Origin of the sequence: Curtobacterium sp. MWU13-2055, from assembly GCF_023242305.1 — a bacterium.
Lineage (GTDB): Bacteria > Actinomycetota > Actinomycetes > Actinomycetales > Microbacteriaceae > Curtobacterium.
The window spans coordinates 140,508-161,873 of record NZ_JALLIO010000003.1 but is presented as its reverse complement, the minus strand read 5'-3'; the positions used below and the strand labels follow the sequence as shown (position 1 = coordinate 161,873).

Here is a 21,366-nt window from a genome sequence, read left to right as displayed (position 1 = left end):
CGGAACAGCCTAGCGCTGATCCGAAGCGTTGCGAAAGACTTCGGAAGCAAGCGAAACTAGAGCCGTGACCGACGACGACCTCTCCTTCCTGGCCGGATCGCTGCCCGCGCCGCTGCGGCAGGACCGCATCGTCTCCATCGTCGAGGGCGCACCCGGCATGGTCCGGACCGCCGCGCTGGCCGCGTCGCTCGGTACGAGTGAGGTGACGGTCCGGCAGGACCTCGCGGTCCTCGACCAGGAGGCCCGGATCCGGCGGGTGCACGGCGGAGCGGTCCGCCTCGGGGCCGGGTCCACCGAGCGCCCCTTCGAGGAGACCGCCGTCGAGCACCAGGTGGCCAAGGCCGCCATCGGCCGTGCGGCCGCAGCGCTCGTGCGTTCCGGCGAGTGCGTCGTGCTCGACGTCGGCACCACCCCGGCAGCGGTCGCCGAGGCGCTCGTCGCCCGCACGGAGCTGTCCGACGTCACCGTCGTCACGAACTCGCTGACGACCGCGCTGGCCCTCGAGCGCGCCGTACCGCGGTTCACCGTGATCGTCACCGGCGGCACCCTCCGACCGCTCCAGCACTCGCTCGTCGCGCCGTTCAACAACACCCTGTTGCCGGTGATCGCCGCTGACATCGTGTTCCTCGGTGGCACCGGTGTGGACGTCGCGCACGGTCTGACCAACGTCAACCTGCCCGAGACCGAGGCGAAGCGGGTGCTCGCGGCCACGGCTCGGCGTACCGTCGTCGTCGCGGACGGGTCGAAGTTCGGCCGGGCCCACATCGGGGTCGTCCGCGCGCTCGAGGACATCGACGTCGTCGTCACCGCCGAGGCCGAAGCCGACGCGGTCGCCACGATCCGGGCGGCCGGCGTCGAGGTCGTCGTCGCGGACGGCGAGGACACAGCCGGAAGGAACCACACCCCATGACCGCAGCACCCACCGGTGGCCAGTACCGCCTGCACCACGCCGGACCGGACGGCGTCGTCGAGGCCGTCGTGACCGAGGTCGCCGCCGGCATCCGAGAACTCCGTGTCGCCGGCTTCGACCTGACCGAGCCGTTCCCCGTCACCGAGCAGCCGCCCGGTGCCAACGGCATCGTGCTCGTACCGTGGCCGAACCGCGTCGCCGGCGGGGTCTGGGGACTCGACGGCAAGCGGCAGCAGCTGGACGTCTCGGAGCCGAAGTACGGCAACGCGTCGCACGGCCTGCTCCGCTTCGCGCCGTACCGCGTGGTGTCGCAGACCGAGACGGGCATCGTGCAGGAAGCCACGATCCACCCGCAGCACGGCTGGCCGTTCACCCTCGAGACCCGCGTGCACCACGAGCTCGTCGACGACGGCATCCGGGTGACGCACGAGATCACGAACCGATCCGGTGTCCGCGCGCCCTTCGCCGTGGGGGCACACCCGTACCTGCGCGCCGGCGACACCCCGGCCGACGACCTCGTCGTCACGCTCGACGCCGCCACCGCCTTCACCGTCGACGAGCAGAAGGTGCCGAACGGGTCCGTGTCGGTGGAGGGCACTTCGTTCGACCTGCGACGGGGACTGCGCGCCGGTGACGCGGATCTCGACACCGCGTACTCCGACATCACCCCGGATGCCGACGGGGTCCGTCACACGACGCTGCACGGCCCCGAGGGTGACGGCGTGCAGCTCTGGCAGGACGCGTCGTTCCCGTACGTGCAGGTGTTCACCTCACGGGAGTACCCCCGCGGCGACGGGAAGGGTCTGGCCGTGGCGGTCGAGCCGATGACCGCTCCGGCCAACGCCCTGAACTCCGGCGAGGGCCTGCGGTGGCTCGAGCCCGACGAGACCTGGACGGGCACCTGGGGCATCCGCCGCGTCTGGTCCTGATCGCCTTCGTGCACTGAGAAGGCCCCGCCGGATGTCCGGCGGGGCCTTCTGCGTTCGTGGCGGGGAGCTGCTGGTCAGCCGCGGCGCATGCGGAGTGCCTCGACCGCGAGTGATTCGCTGGCGTAGCGCCCGACCTCGTGCGCCCAGGCCGGGTCGTCCCCGCGCAGGGCGATGAAGTCCTTGCGCTGTCGGCACACGTAGCCGAGCACCGCGGTGGCCGTCGCGACCTCGATGAAGTCCTTGCGGATGTGCCGGGTCGTGACCTGCGCGTTGCGACGGAGCGTGTCGAGCAGGAGCTCGTTGCTCATCGTCGTGTTGGTCGCTGCGGCGAGCTCGACGATGCGGCGCGCGTCCCCGGTGCTGCTGGTCTGCGTGGCTTCGATGGGCTCGATCACGGTGTACCCCGTTCATTCGTGGTGGTGCGGTGCTGCAGGATCCGGTGATCAGATCCGGGAGCGACACTATCGGCGGCAGCCCAACAGTCGGCTGTGCGCAGGCTGATGTGTGCAGGGGATCTGCCATGAGCCAGCTGGGGACGACTTGTACCCCGAACCCGAACCCGAGGTCAGGCGCAGCGTTCGTCGTCGGAGGCAGCGAGCGCGTCGAGGGAGTCCGAGACCCGGTCCGCCAGGTACTGGTAGCCGGCGTCGTTGAGGTGTCCGCCGTCGATCGCCGCGTAGCCCGGGCTGTTCGCCGCGGTGAACCACTGCCCGGCGAGCGCGTCGATGTACGGCACGCCCGCTGCCGCTGCCCCCGCGGAGACCGATGCGGCGACCCCGACGGTCGACTTCGCCCACGGCAGCGGCGCCGACGGCCCGAGCGCGACGATGACGGCGTCCGGCCACGTCTGTTCGGCGTCGCGGAGGGTCTTCTCGACGCGGGCCTGCAGGACCGACGCGTCGACGAGCCAGTCGTTCTGGCTGCCCTGCACGATGACGAGCTCGGGATCGACGGTCGCGGCGTGCCGTTCGAGGCGGGGGCCGAACGTGTAGTGCGAGGACCCGGTGCGGCCGGTGTCGACGTAGCCCGTCCCCGGGTAGCCGTCGATCGTGGCCTTCCAGTCCCGGTCGGCCGCGAGGTCCTGCGCCCACCCGTCGATGCCGCTGGTCGAACCGCGGCCGGAGGTGTACGAGTCGCCGACGATGAGCACACGCGAGCCGGGGGCGATCGCGTCGGTGACCTCGGCGGAGGAGACGCTCGCCGACGTCGTGACGGGCTGGCAGGCACTCGACACGGTCGGCAGGATGACGAGCAGCCCGCTCACGCCGAGAGCCATAGCTCCGAGCGCGATGCCGGGGAGGAGTCGTCGTGCCATCCGCCACATCTTAGACAACGGACGCACGGACCAGGCTGATGGTGGGCCCCGTGGGGCTCGAACCCACGACCCTCGGATTAAAAGTCCGGTGCTCTACCAACTGAGCTAGAGGCCCTCACCCGCAAGGCTAGCGGGTGAGGGCCTCTGGGAAGAACCTGGTGTCGAGGGTCAGCCGCGACGCCCGGTGAGCGTCCGCAGCAGCCACAGGACGACGGCCACGATGAGCAGCACGATGCCGACCCACAGCAGGAACTTGAGGCTCGCGGTGAAGCCACCGACGAACAGCAGGATGACCGCGATGACGGCCAGGATGATGAGCAACGGGTTCATGGGGGAGTCCTCTCCTTCACGTTCGGGAGGAGCGCCTCCCGACGAGACACCGTACCCGCGGCGCTGCCGTTGCGTTCTGGGCGAACGGAGGGCGGGCGTGTCACCGGCCGTGCCTACACTGACGCGGTGCCTCGCGATCACCACCGTCCTGTCCACTTCACCGATGCCGAGTTCGCCGCGATCCAGGGCGGTGAGGACCCGGCGGTCGTGAACCGTGTCGCGCACGAGACCGCGAACGCGCTGCTGCACCGGGTGCGTCAGGACCCGGACCCCGCGGTGGTGGAGCGGCTCGTCACCTACACGGACGTGCACGGCATCGACGCGATCGCCGAACTCTGGGCACGGGTGGGTGCGCACACCCTGCCGGGCGCCCTGTGGCGGGTGTACCTGGTCCGCACGGTGATCCGGCAGAACCCGGAGGAGATCGCGTACTTCTTCCAGCGCGGCACCGAGCGCATCGGCACGATCGACCAGGCCGTCGCGGGGGCGGAGCAGCCGACCGGTCCTGCCGAGATCCTCACCTTGGCGGACCGCATCCTGCACGGGCTGTACACGGGCGACTTCGCCGTGGCGCTCGACCGTGGGGCGGCGTTCTGCCGGCTGACCGCGGCCGGTGCGACTGCGGTGGCGGACGAGTCCGACCTCACCGCGACCGGCCGCGCGAGCGAGCTGACGCGGCGGGCGCTCCGTCTCACGGAGCTGGCGGCCGACCTGACCGAGGCGGCGGCGCTCTGGCGTCGCGAGAGCCTGGACTAGCGAGCGAACGCGCCGGATCCGCACCGGGCCTCCCGGCTGGCTGCGCATGGTGAGCAGAAGATGTCGGGTCGCAACGATGCAAGCGACCATTTCTGCTCACGAAGCGAGACGGGACGAAGCAAGACGAGACGACGCAAGACGGCAGAGAAGAACCGGGCCGCAGAAGCGCCTCTCGGCGCGAGGCCGCTCGAAGCGGCGAATTTTGGAGCCCGGGGCTTGCTGCGGCCCGGCGACACCAACTCTACGACGCGTCGGCTGAGTCTGCTGCCCTGTTCACTCTCGGTGGACAGATCCGGACCCGGGCGTGCCCGGCAGACGGCCCGGACGCGGCGTCCCGACAACTTCTCGGCATCCGATCCAATCCACCACGGGCACCGCGCCGAATCATCAGCGTGACGGACTTGATGACCGTCACGAACGCGAGAGGCCCGGCGTGACCCGGACCGGTATCCGCCGGTCAATTCCCTGTGGGTCACGCTGGCCTCTCGTCTCGACCGCACGACGCGGCGGCTTCGTCCTACCCGGGGCGGGACCGCAGCACAGCTCCAACCGCAGCACAGCACCACCAGCACCACCGCATCACGCAGTACCCCTGACAGAACGGCCACAACCGGTCGCCGACGCACCCGAGAGGAGGGAAACCTGCAATGCTTGCCCTCGTGGATAGCGACACCGAACGCTGGAGCTCGTCAGAGCCAGCCCAGGCATCGCCGGACGACCTCTTGGCGCGGGTTGCCTCCGGTGACCAAGCCGCCTTCGCGGACCTCTACGACGCCCTCTCCGGCCGGGTCCTCGGACTCGTGACGCGGCTCCTCCGGGACCGCGCCCAGTCCGAAGAGGTCACGCAAGAGGTGTTCCTCGAAGTCTGGCAACAAGCCACCCGGTTCGACCGGAAGCGCGGGACCGCCTCCAGCTGGGTCCTGACCATGGCGCACCGCCGAGCGGTGGACCGGGTCCGGGCGTCGCAGGCCTCGCACGACCGGGACACGAAGATCGGTATCCGCGACCTCGAGTCCGGTTTCGACCAGGTCTCCGAGTCGGTCGAGATCCGCATCGAACACGAACGTGTCGGCAGGGCCCTGGCCAAGCTGACCGAGTTCCAGCGCCAGGCCGTGCAGCTCGCGTACTACGGAGGCTTCTCGCACAGCGAGATGGCCGAACAACTCGGTGTCCCCATCGGCACCGTCAAGACCCGTCTGCGTGACGGGATGATCCGACTCCGAGACGAGATGGGGGTGACCTCATGACCGAACGACACGACGACCCCGCCCTGCTGACGGGTTCCTACGCACTCGACGCGCTGTCCGACGATGAGCGCATGCTCCTCGAGGACGTCCTCACGACGTCGCCCGAACTCCAGGCCGAGGCCGACTCGCTGCGCGAGACCGCGCTGCAGCTGGCCTTCGCCGCCGCTCCGATCGAGCCGCCGACGTCGCTCCGCGCGTCGCTGCTGGCCCAGATCGCGACGACCCCGCAGGCTGCACCACTGGCCGAGACGGCTCCTGCCGTCGACACGACATCCGTCCAGGAGGCCCGTCCCGAGCCCGCCAGGCACGTCGCCTCGATCGCCGACGGCTCCACCACCGGTGGCCGGGCGACCTCCGAGGCTCGCCGCCGCTGGTTCCAGCGTCCGGCAGTGATGCTGACGGCCGCCGCTGCCGTCGCCGCGGTCTTCTTCGGGGGACTCGGGTTCGGATCGGTCTTCGACCCGAACGGCTCCGGACCGGGCACCGGCACCACGCAGGCGTCGAGCGGCCTCGACCGCATCTACGCCGCGTCGGACTTCCAGCGCAGCACCACCAAGGTCGAGGGCGGCGGCACGGCCACGGTCGTGTGGTCGAGCGACCTCGGCAAGTCCGCGGTCATCCTCGACGGTGTCGCCCAGGCGCCGAAGGGCAAGACGTACGAGCTCTGGTACATCGGCTCCCAGAACGAGGGCGGCACGATCAAGTCGGCCGGCCTGGTCGACGGTGTCGCCGACGGCGTGCACTCGGCCGTGCTGAAGGGCTCGATGTCCGACGGCGCGACGATCGGCATGACGGTCGAGCCCGCCGGTGGTTCGGAGCAGCCGACCACGACGCCGATCATGGCGGTCCCGACCACCTCGGCCTGACCCTCCCCGGAAGACCGACCCCGAACGACACCCTCGACGTCGCACGACATCGAGGGTGTCGTTCTGCGTCGGCACGGCCACCGCTCCCAGCGCAACCACGAAGGCCCGGTGCGCGTCCGTTGCGGACGTGCACCGGGCCTCCCGGCCGTCCGTCAGCACGACGGACGCAAAGCGATCAACCGAAGCGACCCGAGACGTAGTCCTCGGTGGCCTGCACGGACGGGTTCGAGAACATCGTGGCGGTGTCGTCGAACTCGATGAGCTTGCCCGGCGCACCGGTGCCGGCGATGTTGAAGAACGCCGTCTTGTCGCTGACGCGCGACGCCTGCTGCATGTTGTGCGTGACGATGACGATCGTGAACTCCTTCTTGAGCTCGCCGATCAGGTCCTCGATGGCCAGGGTGGAGATCGGGTCGAGCGCCGAGCAGGGCTCGTCCATCAGCAGCACGTCGGGCTGCACCGCGATGGCGCGGGCGATGCAGAGACGCTGCTGCTGCCCACCGGACAGGCCCATGCCGGGCTTGTCGAGGCGGTCCTTGACCTCGTTCCACAGGTTCGCGCCCTGCAGGGAGCGCTCGACGATGTCGTCGGCCTCGGACTTCGAGACGCGCTTGTTGTTGAGCTTCACGCCCGCGAGCACGTTGTCCTTGATGGACATCGTCGGGAACGGGTTCGGACGCTGGAAGACCATGCCGACCTGGCGACGCACGAGCACCGGGTCGACCCCGGGGCCGTACAGGTCGTCGCCGTCGATCTTGACCGAGCCCTCGACCCATGCGCCGGGGATGACCTCGTGCATGCGGTTCAGGGTGCGGAGGAAGGTGGACTTGCCGCAGCCGGACGGGCCGATGAAGGCGGTGACGGTGCGGGGCTCGATGGTGATGTCGACACCCTCGACCGCCTTGAACTTCGAGTAGTAGACGTTGAGGCCGTCGACCTCGATGCGCTTGGACACGTTGATCCTTCTGGTGGGTGGGGAAGTGGGTTCGCTAGCGCGAGAGCTTGGGGGCGAAGAGTCGGGTGACGAACCGGGCGAGCAGGTTGAGCGCCATCACGATGAGGATGAGCACCAGCGCGGCGGTCCAGGCACGGTCGACGAACGGCTGCGGGTTGGCGCCCTGCTGCGAGTACTGCGTGTACGCGTACACCGGCAGGGTCATCATCGGGTCCTTGAACAGGTCGTAGTTCATGCTCGCGGTGAAGCCGGCGGTGACGAGCAGCGGAGCCGTCTCGCCGATGACGCGGGCGATGGAGAGCATGACGCCGGTGGTGATGCCGGCGAGCGACGTGGGCAGGACGACCTTGAGGATCGTGAGGTACTTCGGCACCCCGAGGGCGTAGGACGCTTCGCGGAGCTCCATCGGCACGATCTTCAGCACCTCTTCGGTGGAGCGCACGACGATCGGGATCATCAGCACCGACAGGGCGACGGAGCCGACCAGGCCGAAACGGGCGCCCGGGCCGAGGAACAGCGCGAACAGCGAGTACGCGAACAGACCGGCGACGATCGAGGGGATGCCCGTCATGACGTCGACGAAGAACGTGATGCCCTTCGCCAGCGCGCCGCGGCCGTACTCGACCAGGTAGATCGAGGTGAGCAGCCCGATCGGCACCGAGATGAGCGCCGCGAACAGGGTGATCTCGAGCGTGCCGACCAGCGCGTGGATCGCGCCGCCACCCTCGGAGATCACGCCGCGCATCGAGTACGAGAAGAAGTTCGCGTCGAAGCGGGCCAGGCCGTCGGCGATCACGGTCCAGAGCAGCGACACCAGCGGCAGGACCGCGATGACGAAGGCGGTGATGACGAGCGAGGTGACCAGTCGGTTGACGGCCTGACGACCGCCCTCGACGATGCGCGAGACGACCACGATCAGGACGTCGAACAGGACGGTGCCGAGGAACAGGGCGGCGACGACGTTGAAGTCCTTGACCGCACCGCCGGCGTTGAGCAGGGCGAACACGGCCACCAGGGCGACCCAGCTGCCGACCAGCAGCAGCCACGGCACCGAGCGGTGCAGCTTGCCGTTGGCGTAGACGTTGCCGGCGGTGCCGGTCTGACGGAGCGCGAGGGACATCGGGTGCGACCTCTCAGCTGACCCGCGTGCGGACGATGTACCGCGCGAGCATGTTGATGACCAGGGTGATGACGAACAGGATCAGGCCCGTCGCGATCAGGGCGTTCAGGGCGGTCCCCGATGCCTCGGCGAACTGCAGCGCGATGTTCGCGGCGATCGTCGAGGGGTTCTGCGAGGTCAGCATCTGGAAGGTGACGTTCGTCGAGACCGACAGCACCAGGGCGATCGCCATCGTCTCGCCCAGGGCACGTCCGAGCCCGAGCATGATCGCGGAGACGATGCCCGACTTCGCGAACGGCAGCACGGACAGGCGGATCATCTCCCAGCGCGTCGCACCGAGGGCCAGGGCGGCTTCCTCGTTGAGCGTGGGCGCCTGCAGGAAGATCTCGCGCATGACGGCCGTCATGATCGGGATCGCCATCACGGCGAGGACGATCGACGCGGTCAGGATGGTGCGGCCGGTGCCGGACACCTGGCCGGAGAAGAGCGGGAACCAGCCGAGGTACTCGTTCAGGAAGCCGTAGAACGGCTTCACGAACGGCGCCAGCACCACGATGCCCCAGAGGCCGTAGACGACCGACGGGACCGCGGCGAGCAGGTCGATGACGTAGCCGAGCACCGGCGCGAGGCGTCGCGGTGCGTAGTGCGAGATGAACAGGGCGATCCCGAGGGCGAGCGGGACCGCGATCACGAGCGCGATGAGCGCGGACCAGACGGTGCCGAACACCAGGGGGCCGACGTAGTCCCAGAAGTTCGTGGCGTTGTTCGGCAGGTCGCCGACCTTGGCGGCGAACGCCGGGATGCTCTGCCAGACGAGGAACGCGGCGACGAGCACGAGCACGAAGAGGATGAGGCCGCCGGCGATCACCGAGGCGGCGGAGAACACCCGGTCACCGACGCGGACGACGGCCTTCGGCTTGGTCGGGGTGACGGTGGCCCCTGGCTGGGCCGGTGCGGTCGTCATGGGACTCCTGTCGGAGGAACGCCGGGGGAGGCGACGGGTTCGGGTGGTGGAGCGTGGAGCGTGGAACGGGGTGCTGGTCGGACGGGCGCTGGCGGTGGAGCCGGGCTGCTCGCGTCGCGACGAGCAAGGGCCCGGACGCCGGTCAGGTGGGTGGGACCGGCGTCCGGGCGCTCGAGGGTCTTACTTGATCGAGTCGACCGCGGCAGCGGCCTTGTCGGCCAGGTCGGACGACAGGGCGGCCGACTTGGCCTCCTTCGCCGCAGCGTCCTGGGCGTCGCCGGAGACGACGTAGTTCAGGAAGCCCTTGACCAGGTCGGCCTTGTCCGAGTCCTTGTACTCCTGGCACGCGATGGCGTAGGAGACGAGGACGAGCGGCCAGGCGCCGTCAGCGGTGTCCTTGCGGTCGATGTCGATCGCGAGGTCGTTGTCCTCGCGGCCGGTGGCGACCTTCGAGTCGGCGACGACCTGCGCGGCGCCGTCGGCGGAGATCTCGGTGGCCTTGTCGCCGACCATCAGCTTCGCCTTGTCGAGGTCACCCGCGCCGGAGTCGTCGATGTAGGTGATCGCGTTGGAGGCGCTGCCCATGGCGGAGGCGACACCGGAGGTGCCCTTCGCGCTGTCACCGACCGAGTACGGGAAGGTCTGGCTCGGCTCTTCGGTCCAGACGTCGCCGGCGTTCGCGGAGACGTACTCCGAGAAGTTCTGCGTGGTGCCCGAGTCGTCGGAGCGGTGCACGACCGTGATGTTCGCGTCCGGCAGGTCGACGCCGTCGTTCAGGTCGGCGATCTGCGAGTCGTTCCACTTGGTGATCTTGCCCGAGAAGATGCCCGCGATGGTCTTCGCGTCGAGGGTCAGGTCGCTGACGCCGTCGACCTTGTAGGCGATCGCGATCGGGGAGATGTAGACCGGGATGTCGATGGCCTTGGTGTCGGCCTTGCACAGGTCGAAGGAGCCCGAGAGCTCCTCGTCGTTCAGTGCGGCGTCGGAGCCGGCGAAGTCCGCGGCGCCCGAGATGAAGTTCTTGCGGCCGGCGCCCGAGCCGTCGGGCGAGTAGTTCACCGTGACGCCCTTGGCGACGTCCTGGAAACCGGCGGCCCAGGTGGCCTGCGCGGTCTGCTGGGCGGAGGAGCCGGAGCCGGTCAGGGTTCCGGTGAGGCTCGAGGAGCCGGTGTTGCTCGAGGAGGACTCGGTGCTGCCCGCGTCCTCGTTCGCCGCGCAGGAGGAGAGCACGACTGCGCCGGCGATCGCGATTGCTGCGATCGAACCGATTCGCTTGATGTTCACAGGGGTCCCTTCGGGGATGGGGTGCAGTGGGACCACTGCGGTCCCTGGGCCGGTGCCGACCCGGGAGCGACTGTAGGGACGCGAGGTGACGGGGATCACGCGCGTTGGTGAACGGAAGGTGAACGAGGGGTTGTGCCGACCGGGAGGCGCGGATCGCGTTCCGCGCGCGGCGGACGCCCGGCCCGTGGCCGGGCGCAGGGCGTGCGGTCGCTACGCCGGGATCGTGTTGCGGTGCGTCTCGACGGCGACGAGGGTATCGCCGGCGATGTGCATCACGGAGAAGTCGCCGACCGAGAGCATCGCGGCGCGGCGGAGGTCGAACCGGCCGGAGTCGTCGGCGGTCGCGGTGGCGATCCGGGCGATGATGTCCGGCAGCACCGGCCCGTGCGAGCACAGCACCGCGGTCTTGCCCTTGTCGAGCCGGCGGCGGACGATGCCCTTGACGTCGGCGGCGCCGCGGTCGTGGGCGTCCTGGCTGATGTCGGGGGTGCTCGAGACGCCGAGCTTCGTGGTGGCGGACAGCGGTTCGACGGTGGCGAGGCACCGGGCCGCCGTGCTGCTCACGATCTTCTTCGGGCCGAACGCGGCGACGGGCGACGCGGCGGCCTTGGCTTGGGAACGACCGACGGGCAGGAGCGGACGGGTGGCGTCCGGGCCGTTCCAGTCGGAGCCGGGCACGGTCTTCGCGTGTCGCAGCGCGATCAGGGCGAACGTGCGGTGGTGGCCCGCGGCGGCGCGCTCGGCGAACCGGTCGAGGATCGCCACGTCCCGCTCGTAGGTCAGGCGGTTGCGGGCGTCGTCGATCGTGACCCACTCGAGAGCGGCGACCTCGTGGTTCGGGGTGAAGTCACCCGCGCGGGCGTACTCCTTCGACGAGACACGGGCGGTCCAGTAGTGCACGACCTTGTCGCGGCCGTTCGGCAGCACGTACTCCGCGGTGCCGAGCGGGGCGCCGAGGTGCACGCGGTACCCGGTCTCCTCGTCGATCTCGCGCACGGCGGTCGTCGGGACGGCCTCGCCAGGGTCGACCTTGCCCTTGGGCAGGGAGACGTCCTTGTGGTGGTCGCGGTGGATGAGCAGCACGAGGGGCGTGCCGTCCTGTTCGCGCCAGACGACTGCGCCGGCGGCGAGGACGGGGCCCGAGGGACCGCCGCTCACCGAGTGGAGCGCTTCCGAGCCGAGATCTTCCGCATCGTCACATTCTGCACGTCTTCGAGCGGGCGACCGTCATCGTCGGTCGAGTGCCGCGTCCACTCACCGTCGGACTCGAGGTGCCACGAGCTCGCGGTGTCGGCCATCGCCAGGTCGAACATAGCGAGCACCTCGTCGATGTGGTCCGGAGCCGTCAGCCGGACGAGGGCCTCGACGCGGCGGTCGAGGTTGCGGTGCATCATGTCGGCGCTGCCGATGAACACCGCCGGGTCGCCGTCGTTGTGGAACGCGAACGCACGGGAGTGCTCGAGGTACCGCCCGACGATGCTCCGCACCCGGATGGTGTCGCTCACGCCCTCCATCCCCGGCTTGAGGGAGCAGATGCCGCGCACCCAGACGTCCACCGGCACGCCGGCCTGGCTGGCCAGGTACAGGGCGTCGATGATCTGCTCGTCGACCATCGAGTTGACCTTGATCCGGATGCCGGACGGCTTGCCGGCACGCGCGTTGTCGGACTCGGTCTGGATCCGCTTGAGCAGCCCCTTGCGCAGGTGCAACGGCGCGACCAGCAGCCGCTTGAACTTCTTCTCGATCGCGTAGCCGGACAGCTCGTTGAACAGGCGCGTCAGGTCCTTGCCCACGGTGTCGTCGGCGGTGAACAGGCCCATGTCCTCGTAGATGCGCGAGGTCTTCGGGTTGTAGTTGCCCGTGCCGATGTGGCTGTAGTGCTTGAGCGTGCCGCCCTCTTGCCGGATGACGAGCACGAGCTTCGAGTGCGTCTTCAGCCCGACCAGGCCGTAGACGACGTGCACGCCGGCCTTCTCGAGCTTGCGGGCCCACGTGATGTTGTTCTGCTCGTCGAAGCGCGCCTTGATCTCGACGAGCGCCAGGACCTGCTTGCCCGCGGCGGCCGCGTCGATCAGGGCCTCGACGATGGGGCTGTCACCCGAAGTGCGGTACAGCGTCTGCTTGATCGCGAGCACGTGTGGGTCGGCCGCGGCCTGCTCGAGGAACGCCTGCACGCTCGTCGCGAAGGACTCGTACGGGTGGTGCACGAGGACGTCGTTCGCCTTGATCGCACGGAACAGGTCGGGCTTCGTGTTCGGCTCACCGGGCTGGAACTGCACCGGGGTCGTCGGCACGTGCTTCGGGTAGTGCAGGTCCGGGCGGTTGATCTTCGAGAGCTCGAACAGGCCACCGAGGTCGAGCGGCGACGGCAGTCGGAAGACCTCCTGTTCGGTGATGTCGAGTTCGCGCACGAGCAGGTCGAGGGTCACCGGGTCCATGTCCTCGGTGATCTCGAGACGGATGGGCGGACCGAACCGGCGACGCAGCAGCTCGCGCTCGAGTGCCTGGATGAGGTTCTCGGCCTCGTCCTCCTCGATCTCGACGTCCTCGTTGCGGGTGACCCGGAACACGTGGTGCTCGAGCACCTCCATCCCCGGGAACAGGTCGTCGAGGTGGTTCGCGATGAGGTCTTCGAGGGGGATGAAGCGCATCCGGCCGGAGTTGTCGTCCGGCAGCTTGATGAAGCGGGAGAAGTTCTGCGGCACCTTGAGGCGCGCGAACTCCTGGCGCTGCGACTTCGGGTTGCGGACCCGGACGGCCAGGTTGAGCGAGAGCCCGGAGATGTAGGGGAACGGGTGCGCCGGGTCGACCGCCAGGGGCATGAGCACCGGGAAGATCTGCTCGTTGAAGTACTCGCGCATCCGGAGCCGGTCGGCCTCGTCCAGGTCGGACCAGTGCTCGACGTGGATGCCGGCGGCGTCGAGGTCGGGCTTGAGTGACCCGATGAACGCCTGGGCGTGCCGGTCCTGCAGCTCGTGTGCCTTCTTCGCGATGTCGCGCAGGACGTCGCTCGGGGCGCGGCCGACGTTGGTGGGCACGGCGATGCCGGTGTCGATGCGGCGCTTCAGGCCCGCGACCCGGACCATGAAGAACTCGTCGAGGTTGGACGCGAAGATCGCCAGGAAGTTCGCCCGCTCGAGCAGGGGCTGCGTGCGGTCCTCGCCCAGCTCGAGCACGCGCTGGTTGAAGCGGAGCCAGCTCAGCTCGCGGTCGAAGTAGCGGTCCGACGGCAGCGACTCGTGCTCGATCTCGACGACCTCGTCGAAGTCGTCGAGGTCGGGTGCGACGGATTCGCCGTCGAGCTGCGGTTCGGTGTCCATGTCCACATCCTGCCACCAGGGCACCACGGCCGGAGGGGCTCTGGTGGACGCTGTGGAAACACGCGGTGAACGCGCTCAGCAGGATGTCGACGGTCTGCGCAGGAGCGGGACGTGGCCCCACCGCGTCACGACGCGCCACGACCACTCGACCGGGCCGTACGTGAACCGGCGCAGCCAGAGTCGGCTCGCGATCGACTGCGTCGTGATCGAGAGGACTCCGATCACGACGACCGGCCACGAATCGGCACTGTGCCGGAGGTCGAGGGCCGGTCCCGCGACCCAGGCGATGACGGCCGCGGCCACAAAGTTCGTCAGGGCCATCCGGCCGAGCGGCTCGAACACGGCTGCGAGCACGCGCTGCGCCGGAGTGTGCCAGAGCAGGGCGAACCCGGCCGTGTACGCGATCGCCATGACGACCCCGGCGATGCCGCCCGGTGTGGTGAAGCGCGGATCGCCGGGCGTGGTCGTCTGCCACAGCGCTGCCGGGACCGCCGCGACGGCAGCGACGCCGAACACCACGCCGATCCACCTGGTGCCGCGCTCGGCGACCCACGGCAGCCCGAACGCGGCCGACCCGGCGCCGAGCAGCATGAGTCCGGGCAGGCTCAGCACACCGCCGCCGGTGGACACGTACGCGGCGACCGTCCCCACGGCCCCGAGCAGCAGCACGGGGAGCCGGGGCAGCAGCAGGACGAACGGCATCACCACGAGACCGACCACGCCGTACTCCGCCAGGATGTTCCCGGGGTAGATCAGCCAGAGCAGGGCACCGATGGCGAAGAGGGCGACCAACCGGCGGACGAGCACCGCCCAGACGGCCGCACCACGTCGGCGCGCGCCGTCCTGCACGAACCACAGGCCCATGCCGAACAGGAACGCGAACACCGGGACGAAGCGCGTCTGCACGGTGAAGTCGAGCACGTCCCGCACGGGGTCGTCGTGCATCGGGTCGAGGGCTGCCCCGATCTCGGTGATGTCGGCGATGTTCACGGCGATGATGCCGGCGAGTGCGAACCCGCGGACGGCGTCGAGCAGGTGTGCGCGGTGGGGGAGTTGCGGCGAGGTGGTCATGCCTCCGATCCCAGCGGAGGGCGCACCGGTCTCGCGTCGTTCCGACGGATGATATTCCGTACATCACCAGAAGTACCGCGCTACGGCGAGGAGGAATGGTCACGATATACGAACGGTGACATCTGCGCCGGATTGTGGGTATGGTGGGTCCCGTCAGAGCCTCCGGGGGGATTCCACTGCGCGGGGGTGCAGCTACGAATGAAAGAGGTTCATCATGTCGCGTGTCCTTTCGACCGAGCAGGCCAAGACCGCCATCCGTCAGGTGCAGTCGATCATCAACGGTGGGTTCACCGACCAGATCTCACAGCTCGACGCCCAGGGCCGGATCCTGTCCGACTCCAACGTCTGGGACGGCCCGCTCGCGGCGACGTTCCGTGGGTCGACCTGGCCGGAGACCAAGGCCGCCCTCGACAAGGCGAAGACCGAGCTGGAGCAGCTCCGCACGCAGCTCGACAAGATCTCGCAGGACATCTTCACCGCGGGTGGCGGCGCGTAAGCAGCCACTCGTTCCGCCCGGACCGTCGCGCTCGCGGCGGTCCGGGCGTTCGCGGTCGGTGGGGCCGCGTGACCAGCACGACCAGTACGACTTCGGGGGATGAACCATGGCTGACCTGCACGGCAACGATCCGGTCAAGTTCGACAACGGCACGGCCGACGCACTCAGCACGGCGCTGAACGGCGCGGCCGAGTCGATCGAGGGGCAGGCCGGCTCACGGCAGTCCTACGTCACCACCGCGTCGCAAGAGTTCCGCGGGCACTTCTCCGAGCTCTTCGCGCAGAACGCGTCGACGGCAGCGTCCGACGGTTCGACGATCGCCGCGAACCTCCGCACCGTCGCGGGGTGGGTCGACAAGATGAAGGCCGCCGCCGAGCGGGAGAACGCTCGTCGCAAGGAAGCCCGCGACTGGGAAGCGGAGTACGGCGACCGGAACTTCTTCGAGTGGGTGCACGACAAGGTCGCCGGGGCGCCCGTGCCGCCCACCGTCCACCACGAGGACGCACCGACCTTCGACCAGGCGACCGGACCGAGCACTCCGCGCCAGACGCCGAACCCCGGCTCCGGTGGCGGGGGTGGGGGCGGGACGTCGTCCGCGAAGCCCGCCGACCTCCGCTCGTTCGCCACCGGGTCGTCGACGCTGAACCAGTCCCTCGACGGCAAGCCTGCCGGTCTGCGCGGCAAGCTCACCGACTTCGCGGCGAAGTGCTCCTGGGGGCACATCGACGCGACGAGCCTGGTGAACGCCTTCGAGCAGTGGATCACCGCCAACGGCCAGGACGTCACGTGGGCGAACACCATCGCCGACGCGTTCGCTGCTGCCGGCGGTGAAGGCGCCGTCTCCACGGTCTCGGATGCCGCGCTCGCCGCAGCCCTGGCTGCCGCGGGGGTCTCGCAGTCCCGCACGGACCTGCAGTTCGATCCGCCGTCCGCCTACGGGGCCCAGCCGACGACCGGCTACTCGATGGACCCGGTCAACACCACGACGGGCAACTTCCTCGAGCCGGAGCTCGACCTCGGGTTCACCGGTGCATCTGCAGCGCTGCAGGTCACCCGCATGTACAACTCCCTCGACCAGCACGTCGGGCTCTTCGGTCCGGGGTGGGCGTCGATCCTCGAGACCCGGCTGCTCATCGACGACGAAGGCGCGTCCTTCGTCGGTGCTGACGGCCGCCAGGTCCGGTTCCCGCGCGACGGCGAGGGCTGGGCGCGCGGAGTCGGCGAGAACCGCTGGCTCGCGGCCGAGGGTGACCGGCTCGTCGTCCGCGACAACCAGGGCGGGCGCATCGACTTCTCGCCGTCGGGGCAGTGGCTCGGACAGCGCGGCGGAGCCGGCACAGCGGTCCGCATCGAACGGAACAGCGACGACGTCGTCGTCCGCCTGGTGCACGAGCGAGGCCGCTCGATCGACGTCGACCACGTCGACGGCCGGGTCACGGTGCTCCGCGCGTCCGACGGCCGCCGCGTCGAGTACGGGTACGACGACCGGGGCCGCCTCGTCACGGTGACCGATGCCGTCGGCACCCGGACCTACGGCTGGAACGACGACGACCTGATCACCACGGTCACGAGCGCGGCCGGTGTCGTCGAGGTCGACAACACCTACGACGACCAGCGCCGCGTCGTCGAGCAGGTCAGCCCGCACGGCCGCACCGTGCGCTTCGCCTACCTGCCCGGTCGTGTCACGGTGGTGTCCGACCACGACGGTTCCCGGTCCAACTCGTACATCGCCGACGCCAAGGGGCGTCTCGTCGGGGTCATTGACTCCGACGACCGCCGCCAGTCGATGAGCTACGACCGCCACGGCAACCTGGTGTCGGCGACCGAGCGCGACGGGTCCGTCACCGTGCACGCGTACGACGACCGCGGCAGGAAGACCCGCACCGTCACGCCGTCCGGCGGTGACCTGACCTACGGGTACGACGAGCAGGACCGCGTCACGACCGTCGTCACCGAGGCCGGCGCCGTCGTCACCTACGAGTACGTGGGCGACGACCGCGACCCGTCGGTGATCACCGACCCGGTCGGCGGCCGGACGGAGCTGACCTGGCGAGACGGCGCGCTCACCCACGTCGTCGACCCGACCGGCGTGGTCCTGACCTTCGACCACGACGCGTTCGGCGAGCTCGTCGCGACCACGAACGCCGTCGGCGCCACCGCTCGGATCGAGCGCGACGACGCCGGTCGCCCGGTCGCCGCCGTCAGCCCGTCCGGCGCCCGGAGCGAGTACCGCTACGACGCAGCGGGGCTCCTCGTCGAACGGCGTGACGCCGACGGGGCCGTCTGGCGCTTCGAGTACGGCGCCGGCTCACGCATCGCAGCGGTCGTGGACCCACTCGGAGCACGCACCACGTTCGACTACGCCCCGAACGGTGAACTCGCGACGACCATCGACCCGCTGGGTCGGCGTGTCTTGCGGACGTTCGACGACCAGGGGAACCTGGCGGAGCTCGCATTGCCGGGCGGCGCGGTCTGGACGTTCGCGCACGACGCGTTGTCGCGCCTCCAGGCCGTCACCGACCCCGCCGGCGCGACCTGGCGTCGTGAGTACGACGTCGTCGGCGAGCTGACGGCGACCATCGACCCGACGGGGGTCCGCCAGGAGTTCTCGGACGACGTCGCGACCGGCGTCGCGACCCTGCGTGACGCCTTCGACGCGGCGACCGTCCGGTTCGACGAGTACGGCCGACCCGTCGAGTCCACGTCTGACGAGACCGGTTCCGAACTCATCACCTACGACGCCGCCGGTCGCCTCGTCGAACTCGTCGACGGCGAAGGCGGACTGACCCGACTCGAGCGCGACCTCGCCGGTCGCGTCGTCGCGTTGGTCGCCCCCTCGGGCGCGCGCTCCACGTACGAGTACGACGCCTGCGGGCGTCCCGCCGCAGCCACCGACGCCGCGGGGGCGCGGACGACGCTCACCTACGACGCGGACTCCCGCGTCGTGGCTCGGACCCTACCCACCGGCGAAGTCGAGGAGGTCACGTACGACGCCGTCGGACGTGTGGTCACGCAGACGACTCCGGGTTCCGGCACCGCGCGGTTCCGGTACGACCAGGCCGGGAGGCTCGTCTCCAGCCACGACGCACGCTTCGGCCGTCGTCGGTTCCGCTACGACCCCGCGGGCCAGCTGATCCAGGTCGTCAACGGTCTCGACGGGGTCACCTCGTTCGAGTACGACGAGCGCGGGCGCCTGGTGACGATCACCGACCCTGCCGGCGGGACCACTCGACGCGAGTACGACGCCGCCGACCACGTGGTCGCTGTCACCGATCCGCTCGGACGGACGACCACGGCGGCCTACGACCCGGCCGGGCGCCAGATCCGCCAGACGGATCCCGACGGCCGCACGACGGAGTGGACCCACGACGCGGCTGGCCGACAGCGGGCCGTGCTCGTCGACGGTGCGGTGCAGTCGGAGATCTCCCGCGACGGCGTCCACCGCACGGTCGTCGTGGCGGACCACACCCGTGGTGCCGGTCGGACGATCGAGCACGAGCTCCAGCACGACCGCCGTGGCCTGCTCGTCCGCCGTGCCCGAGGCGACCAGTCCGTCGCGTGGGAGTACGACGCCGACGGCAACCGCACCGCTCGGGTCGACCCGAACGGCACCCGCACCACCTACCGTCGCGATTCCGTCGGCCGCGTCGTCGGGGTGGAACGGGACGGCGCCCCTGCCGGCATGTTCTCGTACGACGCCTCGGGTCGGATCGTCCAGGCAGCCACTGGTGAACTGGTGCAGTCGTGGTCGTACGAGGGTGGCGCACTCGTCGCGCACACCTCGACGACGCTCGACGGTGCCACCACCACGCGCATCGAGCGCGATGCCGACGCGCGGATCACCACGATCGACGGACCGTCCGGGACGGTGTCGTACGAGTACGACCCTGCCGGCCAGCTCGTCCGCGCCGGGGAGTCGACGTGGACCTACGACGACCGTGGGCGGCTCGTCGCCGAGACCGTCGGCGGAACCGAGACACGCCACGAGTACGACGCTGCCGGTCAGCTGGTCGCGACGTTCACCGAAGCCGGCCGGACCGAGTACGTCCACGACGGTCTCGGCCGACGCATCCGGCGGACCGCCGCTGACGGTTCGACCACCGAGTACGCGTGGTCGGACCTCGGGTACCTCGCTGCCGTCGTCGACCGCGACGCCTCGTACGCTGAGACCGGCCGGATCGACGTCTGGGTCGATGCCCTGGGTGAACTCGCCGAGGTGGGCGGGGTCGCGGCGTGGTGGGACTCCGCCGCGGTCGTGCCGTCACTCATCAGCATCGCCGACACGTCGCTGCTCGACCTGCCGGGGGGTGTCACCGCGATCGGCGATGTCGTCACGCAGCCCGCGTGGCGCAGCGCGCGCGCCACCGATGCTGCGGATCCGTGGGCCGCGCTCGCTGCCGTCACCGACGTCGGACTGCCCGCGGGGGTGTCACTGACCGGCTCGGGCGGGGTCTCCGTCGCCGGGTTGGAGTGGCTCGGCGCACGTGTGTACGACCCGGCGGCGCGGGGCTTCCTGTCGGTCGACCCGCTCGCGCCGATCCTGGGTGCGGCGTGGTCGGGGAACCCCTACTCGTACGCGGGTAACGATCCGTTGCAGGCCGTCGACCCGCTCGGGCTGCGGCCGGCGACGGACAAGGACCTGCAGGCGTACCGGGATGCGAACCAGGGGGCGATCGCGGCTGCCGGGAGCTGGTGGAACGACAACTGGGAGTACGTCGCCGCAGGTGCTGCGATTGGACTGGGTGTCGCGCTCATGTTCACCGGGGTCGGCGGCCCTGCTGGAATCGCGCTCATGGCTGCGTCTGGGGCGTTGCTCAGCGGGGGCGTCTCGGTGGCGTCGCAGAAAGCACAGACCGGAAAAGTAGATTGGGGCAGAGTCGGAGTCGACACTGCTGTGGGCGGCGTGCTCGGTGCAGCCGGTGGCGGAGCAATGATGTTCGGCAAGGCTGCCATGGCAGGCGCACCTGCAGGCCAAGCGGCGCGAGCCGTCGCGGTCAACATGGGTGTCAACGGAGGGGTCGGTGCTGTGAGTGGTGGTGTGACCAACCTTCAGAAGAACGGCTGGCAGATCCGCAACGGGTGGGAGTTTGCGGGGGACGTCGTCGGCGGTGGTGTGTCCGGTGCTGCCGGAGGAATGGCTGGTCCGGCCGGGGGCACGATCGCTAAGGAAATCGGGTACTCAGCGTCCGGAGCGCTCGCTCAGGGGACGTCCTTGGTGCTGAGTGGCGCATCAACGGCGGCCGGGACGGCAGTCAGTCAGGTGATCAGCGGGGACGGAGTGGATCTCGGCACTGTGGCGCAGAACGGAGCCACGGGTATGGCGGGCACGTACGTCAGCGGGAGGATCCTCCCGGGTCAGCACGGAGTGGATACCCTTGCGCAGATGCCCTACTTCCACCCGCGAACCCCCTCCGGCGCGTTCAACTTCTTCCAGAAGAACACGAGCACCTTGTGGGGATCGGCCGTCGGCGGTTCGGTCGTGGGAGGTCTCTTCGGATGACAGGTCGATCAGGCCGTCGATTGAGACCTTGGTTCGTAGACGCAGTTGCAGCCGTCGCTTGCCTTGGAATCGCCTGGTGGCGCTTGCGGAGTAGTCCCCAAGACATCGACGTCCCCGCGGCGATCATTGTCGGCGCCGTTGCTCTTGGCTACGGGGGTGCCGTCGGATGCTGGTCGAAGCTGAACGATCGCCGTCCGGTGGTACTGGCCTCGCTTATGGTGGTTGTGATCTTGGTCTTCATCGGCCTCGTCGGCGCTGCTCCCCCGATTGCGGGCCTTCAATGGTTGTGGCTTCTCACCACGT

Annotated in this window: 17 protein-coding genes and 1 tRNA gene; 7 read left to right on the top strand and 11 right to left on the bottom strand. The window is 69.6% G+C overall.

What is annotated here, in order from left to right; translation table 11 throughout:
• Nucleotides 1-64 precede the first annotated feature (64 nt).
• Together M4960_RS08405 and M4960_RS08400 are read left to right on the top strand one after the other, a co-directional pair.
• The gene (locus M4960_RS08405) at nt 65-910 is read left to right on the top strand and encodes a DeoR/GlpR family DNA-binding transcription regulator (RefSeq protein WP_181437524.1); all 846 of its coding nucleotides are present in this window, start codon (nt 65-67) and stop codon (nt 908-910) included.
• The gene (locus tag M4960_RS08400) at nt 907-1,839 is read left to right on the top strand and encodes an aldose 1-epimerase family protein (protein ID WP_248704006.1); all 933 of its coding nucleotides are present in this window, start codon (nt 907-909) and stop codon (nt 1,837-1,839) included. Before M4960_RS08405 ends, M4960_RS08400 begins: the two co-directional genes overlap by 4 nt.
• Before the next feature lie 74 nt (nt 1,840-1,913).
• Here M4960_RS08400 and M4960_RS08395 read toward each other — a convergent pair whose 3' ends face one another.
• The 4 genes from M4960_RS08395 to M4960_RS08380 form a co-directional block, all read right to left on the bottom strand.
• A complete protein-coding gene (locus M4960_RS08395; protein ID WP_111085292.1) occupies nt 1,914-2,234 on the bottom strand; it encodes a hypothetical protein in 321 nt (106 codons plus the stop codon).
• Between the two features lie 170 nt (nt 2,235-2,404).
• The gene (locus tag M4960_RS08390; RefSeq protein ID WP_248704005.1) at nt 2,405-3,154 is read right to left on the bottom strand and encodes an SGNH/GDSL hydrolase family protein; all 750 of its coding nucleotides are present in this window, start codon (nt 3,152-3,154) and stop codon (nt 2,405-2,407) included.
• 39 nt (nt 3,155-3,193) lie between these two features.
• Nucleotides 3,194-3,269, bottom strand: a tRNA-Lys gene (locus tag M4960_RS08385).
• Nucleotides 3,270-3,322: 53 nt separating this feature from the next.
• On the bottom strand, nt 3,323-3,484 hold the full coding sequence (locus tag M4960_RS08380; protein ID WP_146249745.1) for a DUF2207 domain-containing protein: 162 nt from the start codon (nt 3,482-3,484) through the stop codon (nt 3,323-3,325).
• 126 nt (nt 3,485-3,610) lie between these two features.
• On the opposite strand from M4960_RS08380, the gene M4960_RS08375 reads away from it, so the two are divergent.
• The 3 genes from M4960_RS08375 (at nt 3,611) to M4960_RS08365 (ending at nt 6,353) form a co-directional block, all read left to right on the top strand.
• Nucleotides 3,611-4,240 (top strand): DNA-directed RNA polymerase subunit beta, encoded by a 630-nt coding sequence (locus M4960_RS08375; protein WP_131846030.1) that lies wholly within the window; start codon nt 3,611-3,613, stop codon nt 4,238-4,240.
• 647 nt (nt 4,241-4,887) lie between these two features.
• Complete coding sequence (sigK, locus tag M4960_RS08370) at nt 4,888-5,487, top strand: ECF RNA polymerase sigma factor SigK (protein WP_123340923.1); 600 nt, start codon at nt 4,888-4,890, stop codon at nt 5,485-5,487.
• Nucleotides 5,484-6,353 carry an anti-sigma factor domain-containing protein gene (locus M4960_RS08365; RefSeq protein WP_248704004.1) on the top strand — a complete coding sequence of 290 codons (870 nt, stop codon included), beginning with the start codon at nt 5,484-5,486 and terminating at the stop codon, nt 6,351-6,353. The genes sigK and M4960_RS08365 overlap by 4 nt, the downstream gene beginning before the upstream one ends.
• A gap of 175 nt (nt 6,354-6,528) precedes the next feature.
• Here M4960_RS08365 and pstB read toward each other — a convergent pair whose 3' ends face one another.
• The 7 genes from pstB to M4960_RS08330 form a co-directional block, all read right to left on the bottom strand.
• Nucleotides 6,529-7,308: a phosphate ABC transporter ATP-binding protein PstB gene (gene pstB / locus M4960_RS08360; RefSeq protein WP_123293274.1), complete on the bottom strand. Its 780-nt coding sequence runs from the start codon at nt 7,306-7,308 to the stop codon at nt 6,529-6,531.
• Nucleotides 7,309-7,342: 34 nt separating this feature from the next.
• On the bottom strand, nt 7,343-8,428 hold the full coding sequence (gene pstA / locus M4960_RS08355; protein ID WP_111085282.1) for a phosphate ABC transporter permease PstA: 1,086 nt from the start codon (nt 8,426-8,428) through the stop codon (nt 7,343-7,345).
• Nucleotides 8,429-8,441: 13 nt separating this feature from the next.
• Nucleotides 8,442-9,392 (bottom strand): phosphate ABC transporter permease subunit PstC, encoded by a 951-nt coding sequence (gene pstC, locus M4960_RS08350; protein WP_111085280.1) that lies wholly within the window; start codon nt 9,390-9,392, stop codon nt 8,442-8,444.
• A gap of 180 nt (nt 9,393-9,572) precedes the next feature.
• Entirely contained in the window at nt 9,573-10,676 is a 1,104-nt protein-coding gene (pstS, locus tag M4960_RS08345; protein ID WP_123293275.1) for a phosphate ABC transporter substrate-binding protein PstS, read from the bottom strand.
• 210 nt (nt 10,677-10,886) lie between these two features.
• Nucleotides 10,887-11,834 carry an NUDIX domain-containing protein gene (locus M4960_RS19675; protein WP_248704003.1) on the bottom strand — a complete coding sequence of 316 codons (948 nt, stop codon included), beginning with the start codon at nt 11,832-11,834 and terminating at the stop codon, nt 10,887-10,889.
• The gene (locus M4960_RS08335) at nt 11,831-13,996 is read right to left on the bottom strand and encodes an RNA degradosome polyphosphate kinase (RefSeq protein WP_123293277.1); all 2,166 of its coding nucleotides are present in this window, start codon (nt 13,994-13,996) and stop codon (nt 11,831-11,833) included. Before M4960_RS08335 ends, M4960_RS19675 begins: the two co-directional genes overlap by 4 nt.
• A gap of 75 nt (nt 13,997-14,071) precedes the next feature.
• A complete protein-coding gene (locus tag M4960_RS08330; RefSeq protein WP_248704002.1) occupies nt 14,072-15,067 on the bottom strand; it encodes a DUF418 domain-containing protein in 996 nt (331 codons plus the stop codon).
• Between the two features lie 214 nt (nt 15,068-15,281).
• Here M4960_RS08330 and M4960_RS08325 point away from each other — a divergent pair, with 214 nt between their 5' ends.
• Nucleotides 15,282-15,563: a hypothetical protein gene (locus tag M4960_RS08325; RefSeq protein WP_027466625.1), complete on the top strand. Its 282-nt coding sequence runs from the start codon at nt 15,282-15,284 to the stop codon at nt 15,561-15,563.
• 106 nt (nt 15,564-15,669) lie between these two features.
• A complete protein-coding gene (locus M4960_RS08320) occupies nt 15,670-21,063 on the top strand; it encodes a DUF6531 domain-containing protein (protein WP_248704001.1) in 5,394 nt (1,797 codons plus the stop codon).
• The last annotated feature ends 303 nt before the right edge of the window (nt 21,064-21,366 follow it).

Bases quoted from the DNA above. Each gene is read 5' to 3' on its own strand.
- M4960_RS08400 (WP_248704006.1), top strand. From the start codon at position 907: ATGACCGCAGCACCCACCGGTGGCCAGTACCGCCTGCACCACGCCGGA.
- M4960_RS08390 (WP_248704005.1), bottom strand. From the start codon at position 3,154: ATGGCACGACGACTCCTCCCCGGCATCGCGCTCGGAGCTATGGCTCTC.
- M4960_RS08380 (WP_146249745.1), bottom strand. From the start codon at position 3,484: ATGAACCCGTTGCTCATCATCCTGGCCGTCATCGCGGTCATCCTGCTG.
- sigK (WP_123340923.1), top strand. From the start codon at position 4,888: ATGCTTGCCCTCGTGGATAGCGACACCGAACGCTGGAGCTCGTCAGAG.
- M4960_RS08365 (WP_248704004.1), top strand. From the start codon at position 5,484: ATGACCGAACGACACGACGACCCCGCCCTGCTGACGGGTTCCTACGCA.
- pstA (WP_111085282.1), bottom strand. From the start codon at position 8,428: ATGTCCCTCGCGCTCCGTCAGACCGGCACCGCCGGCAACGTCTACGCC.
- pstC (WP_111085280.1), bottom strand. From the start codon at position 9,392: ATGACGACCGCACCGGCCCAGCCAGGGGCCACCGTCACCCCGACCAAG.
- M4960_RS08335 (WP_123293277.1), bottom strand. From the start codon at position 13,996: ATGGACACCGAACCGCAGCTCGACGGCGAATCCGTCGCACCCGACCTC.
- M4960_RS08330 (WP_248704002.1), bottom strand. From the start codon at position 15,067: ATGACCACCTCGCCGCAACTCCCCCACCGCGCACACCTGCTCGACGCC.
- M4960_RS08325 (WP_027466625.1), top strand. From the start codon at position 15,282: ATGTCGCGTGTCCTTTCGACCGAGCAGGCCAAGACCGCCATCCGTCAG.
- M4960_RS08320 (WP_248704001.1), top strand. From the start codon at position 15,670: ATGGCTGACCTGCACGGCAACGATCCGGTCAAGTTCGACAACGGCACG.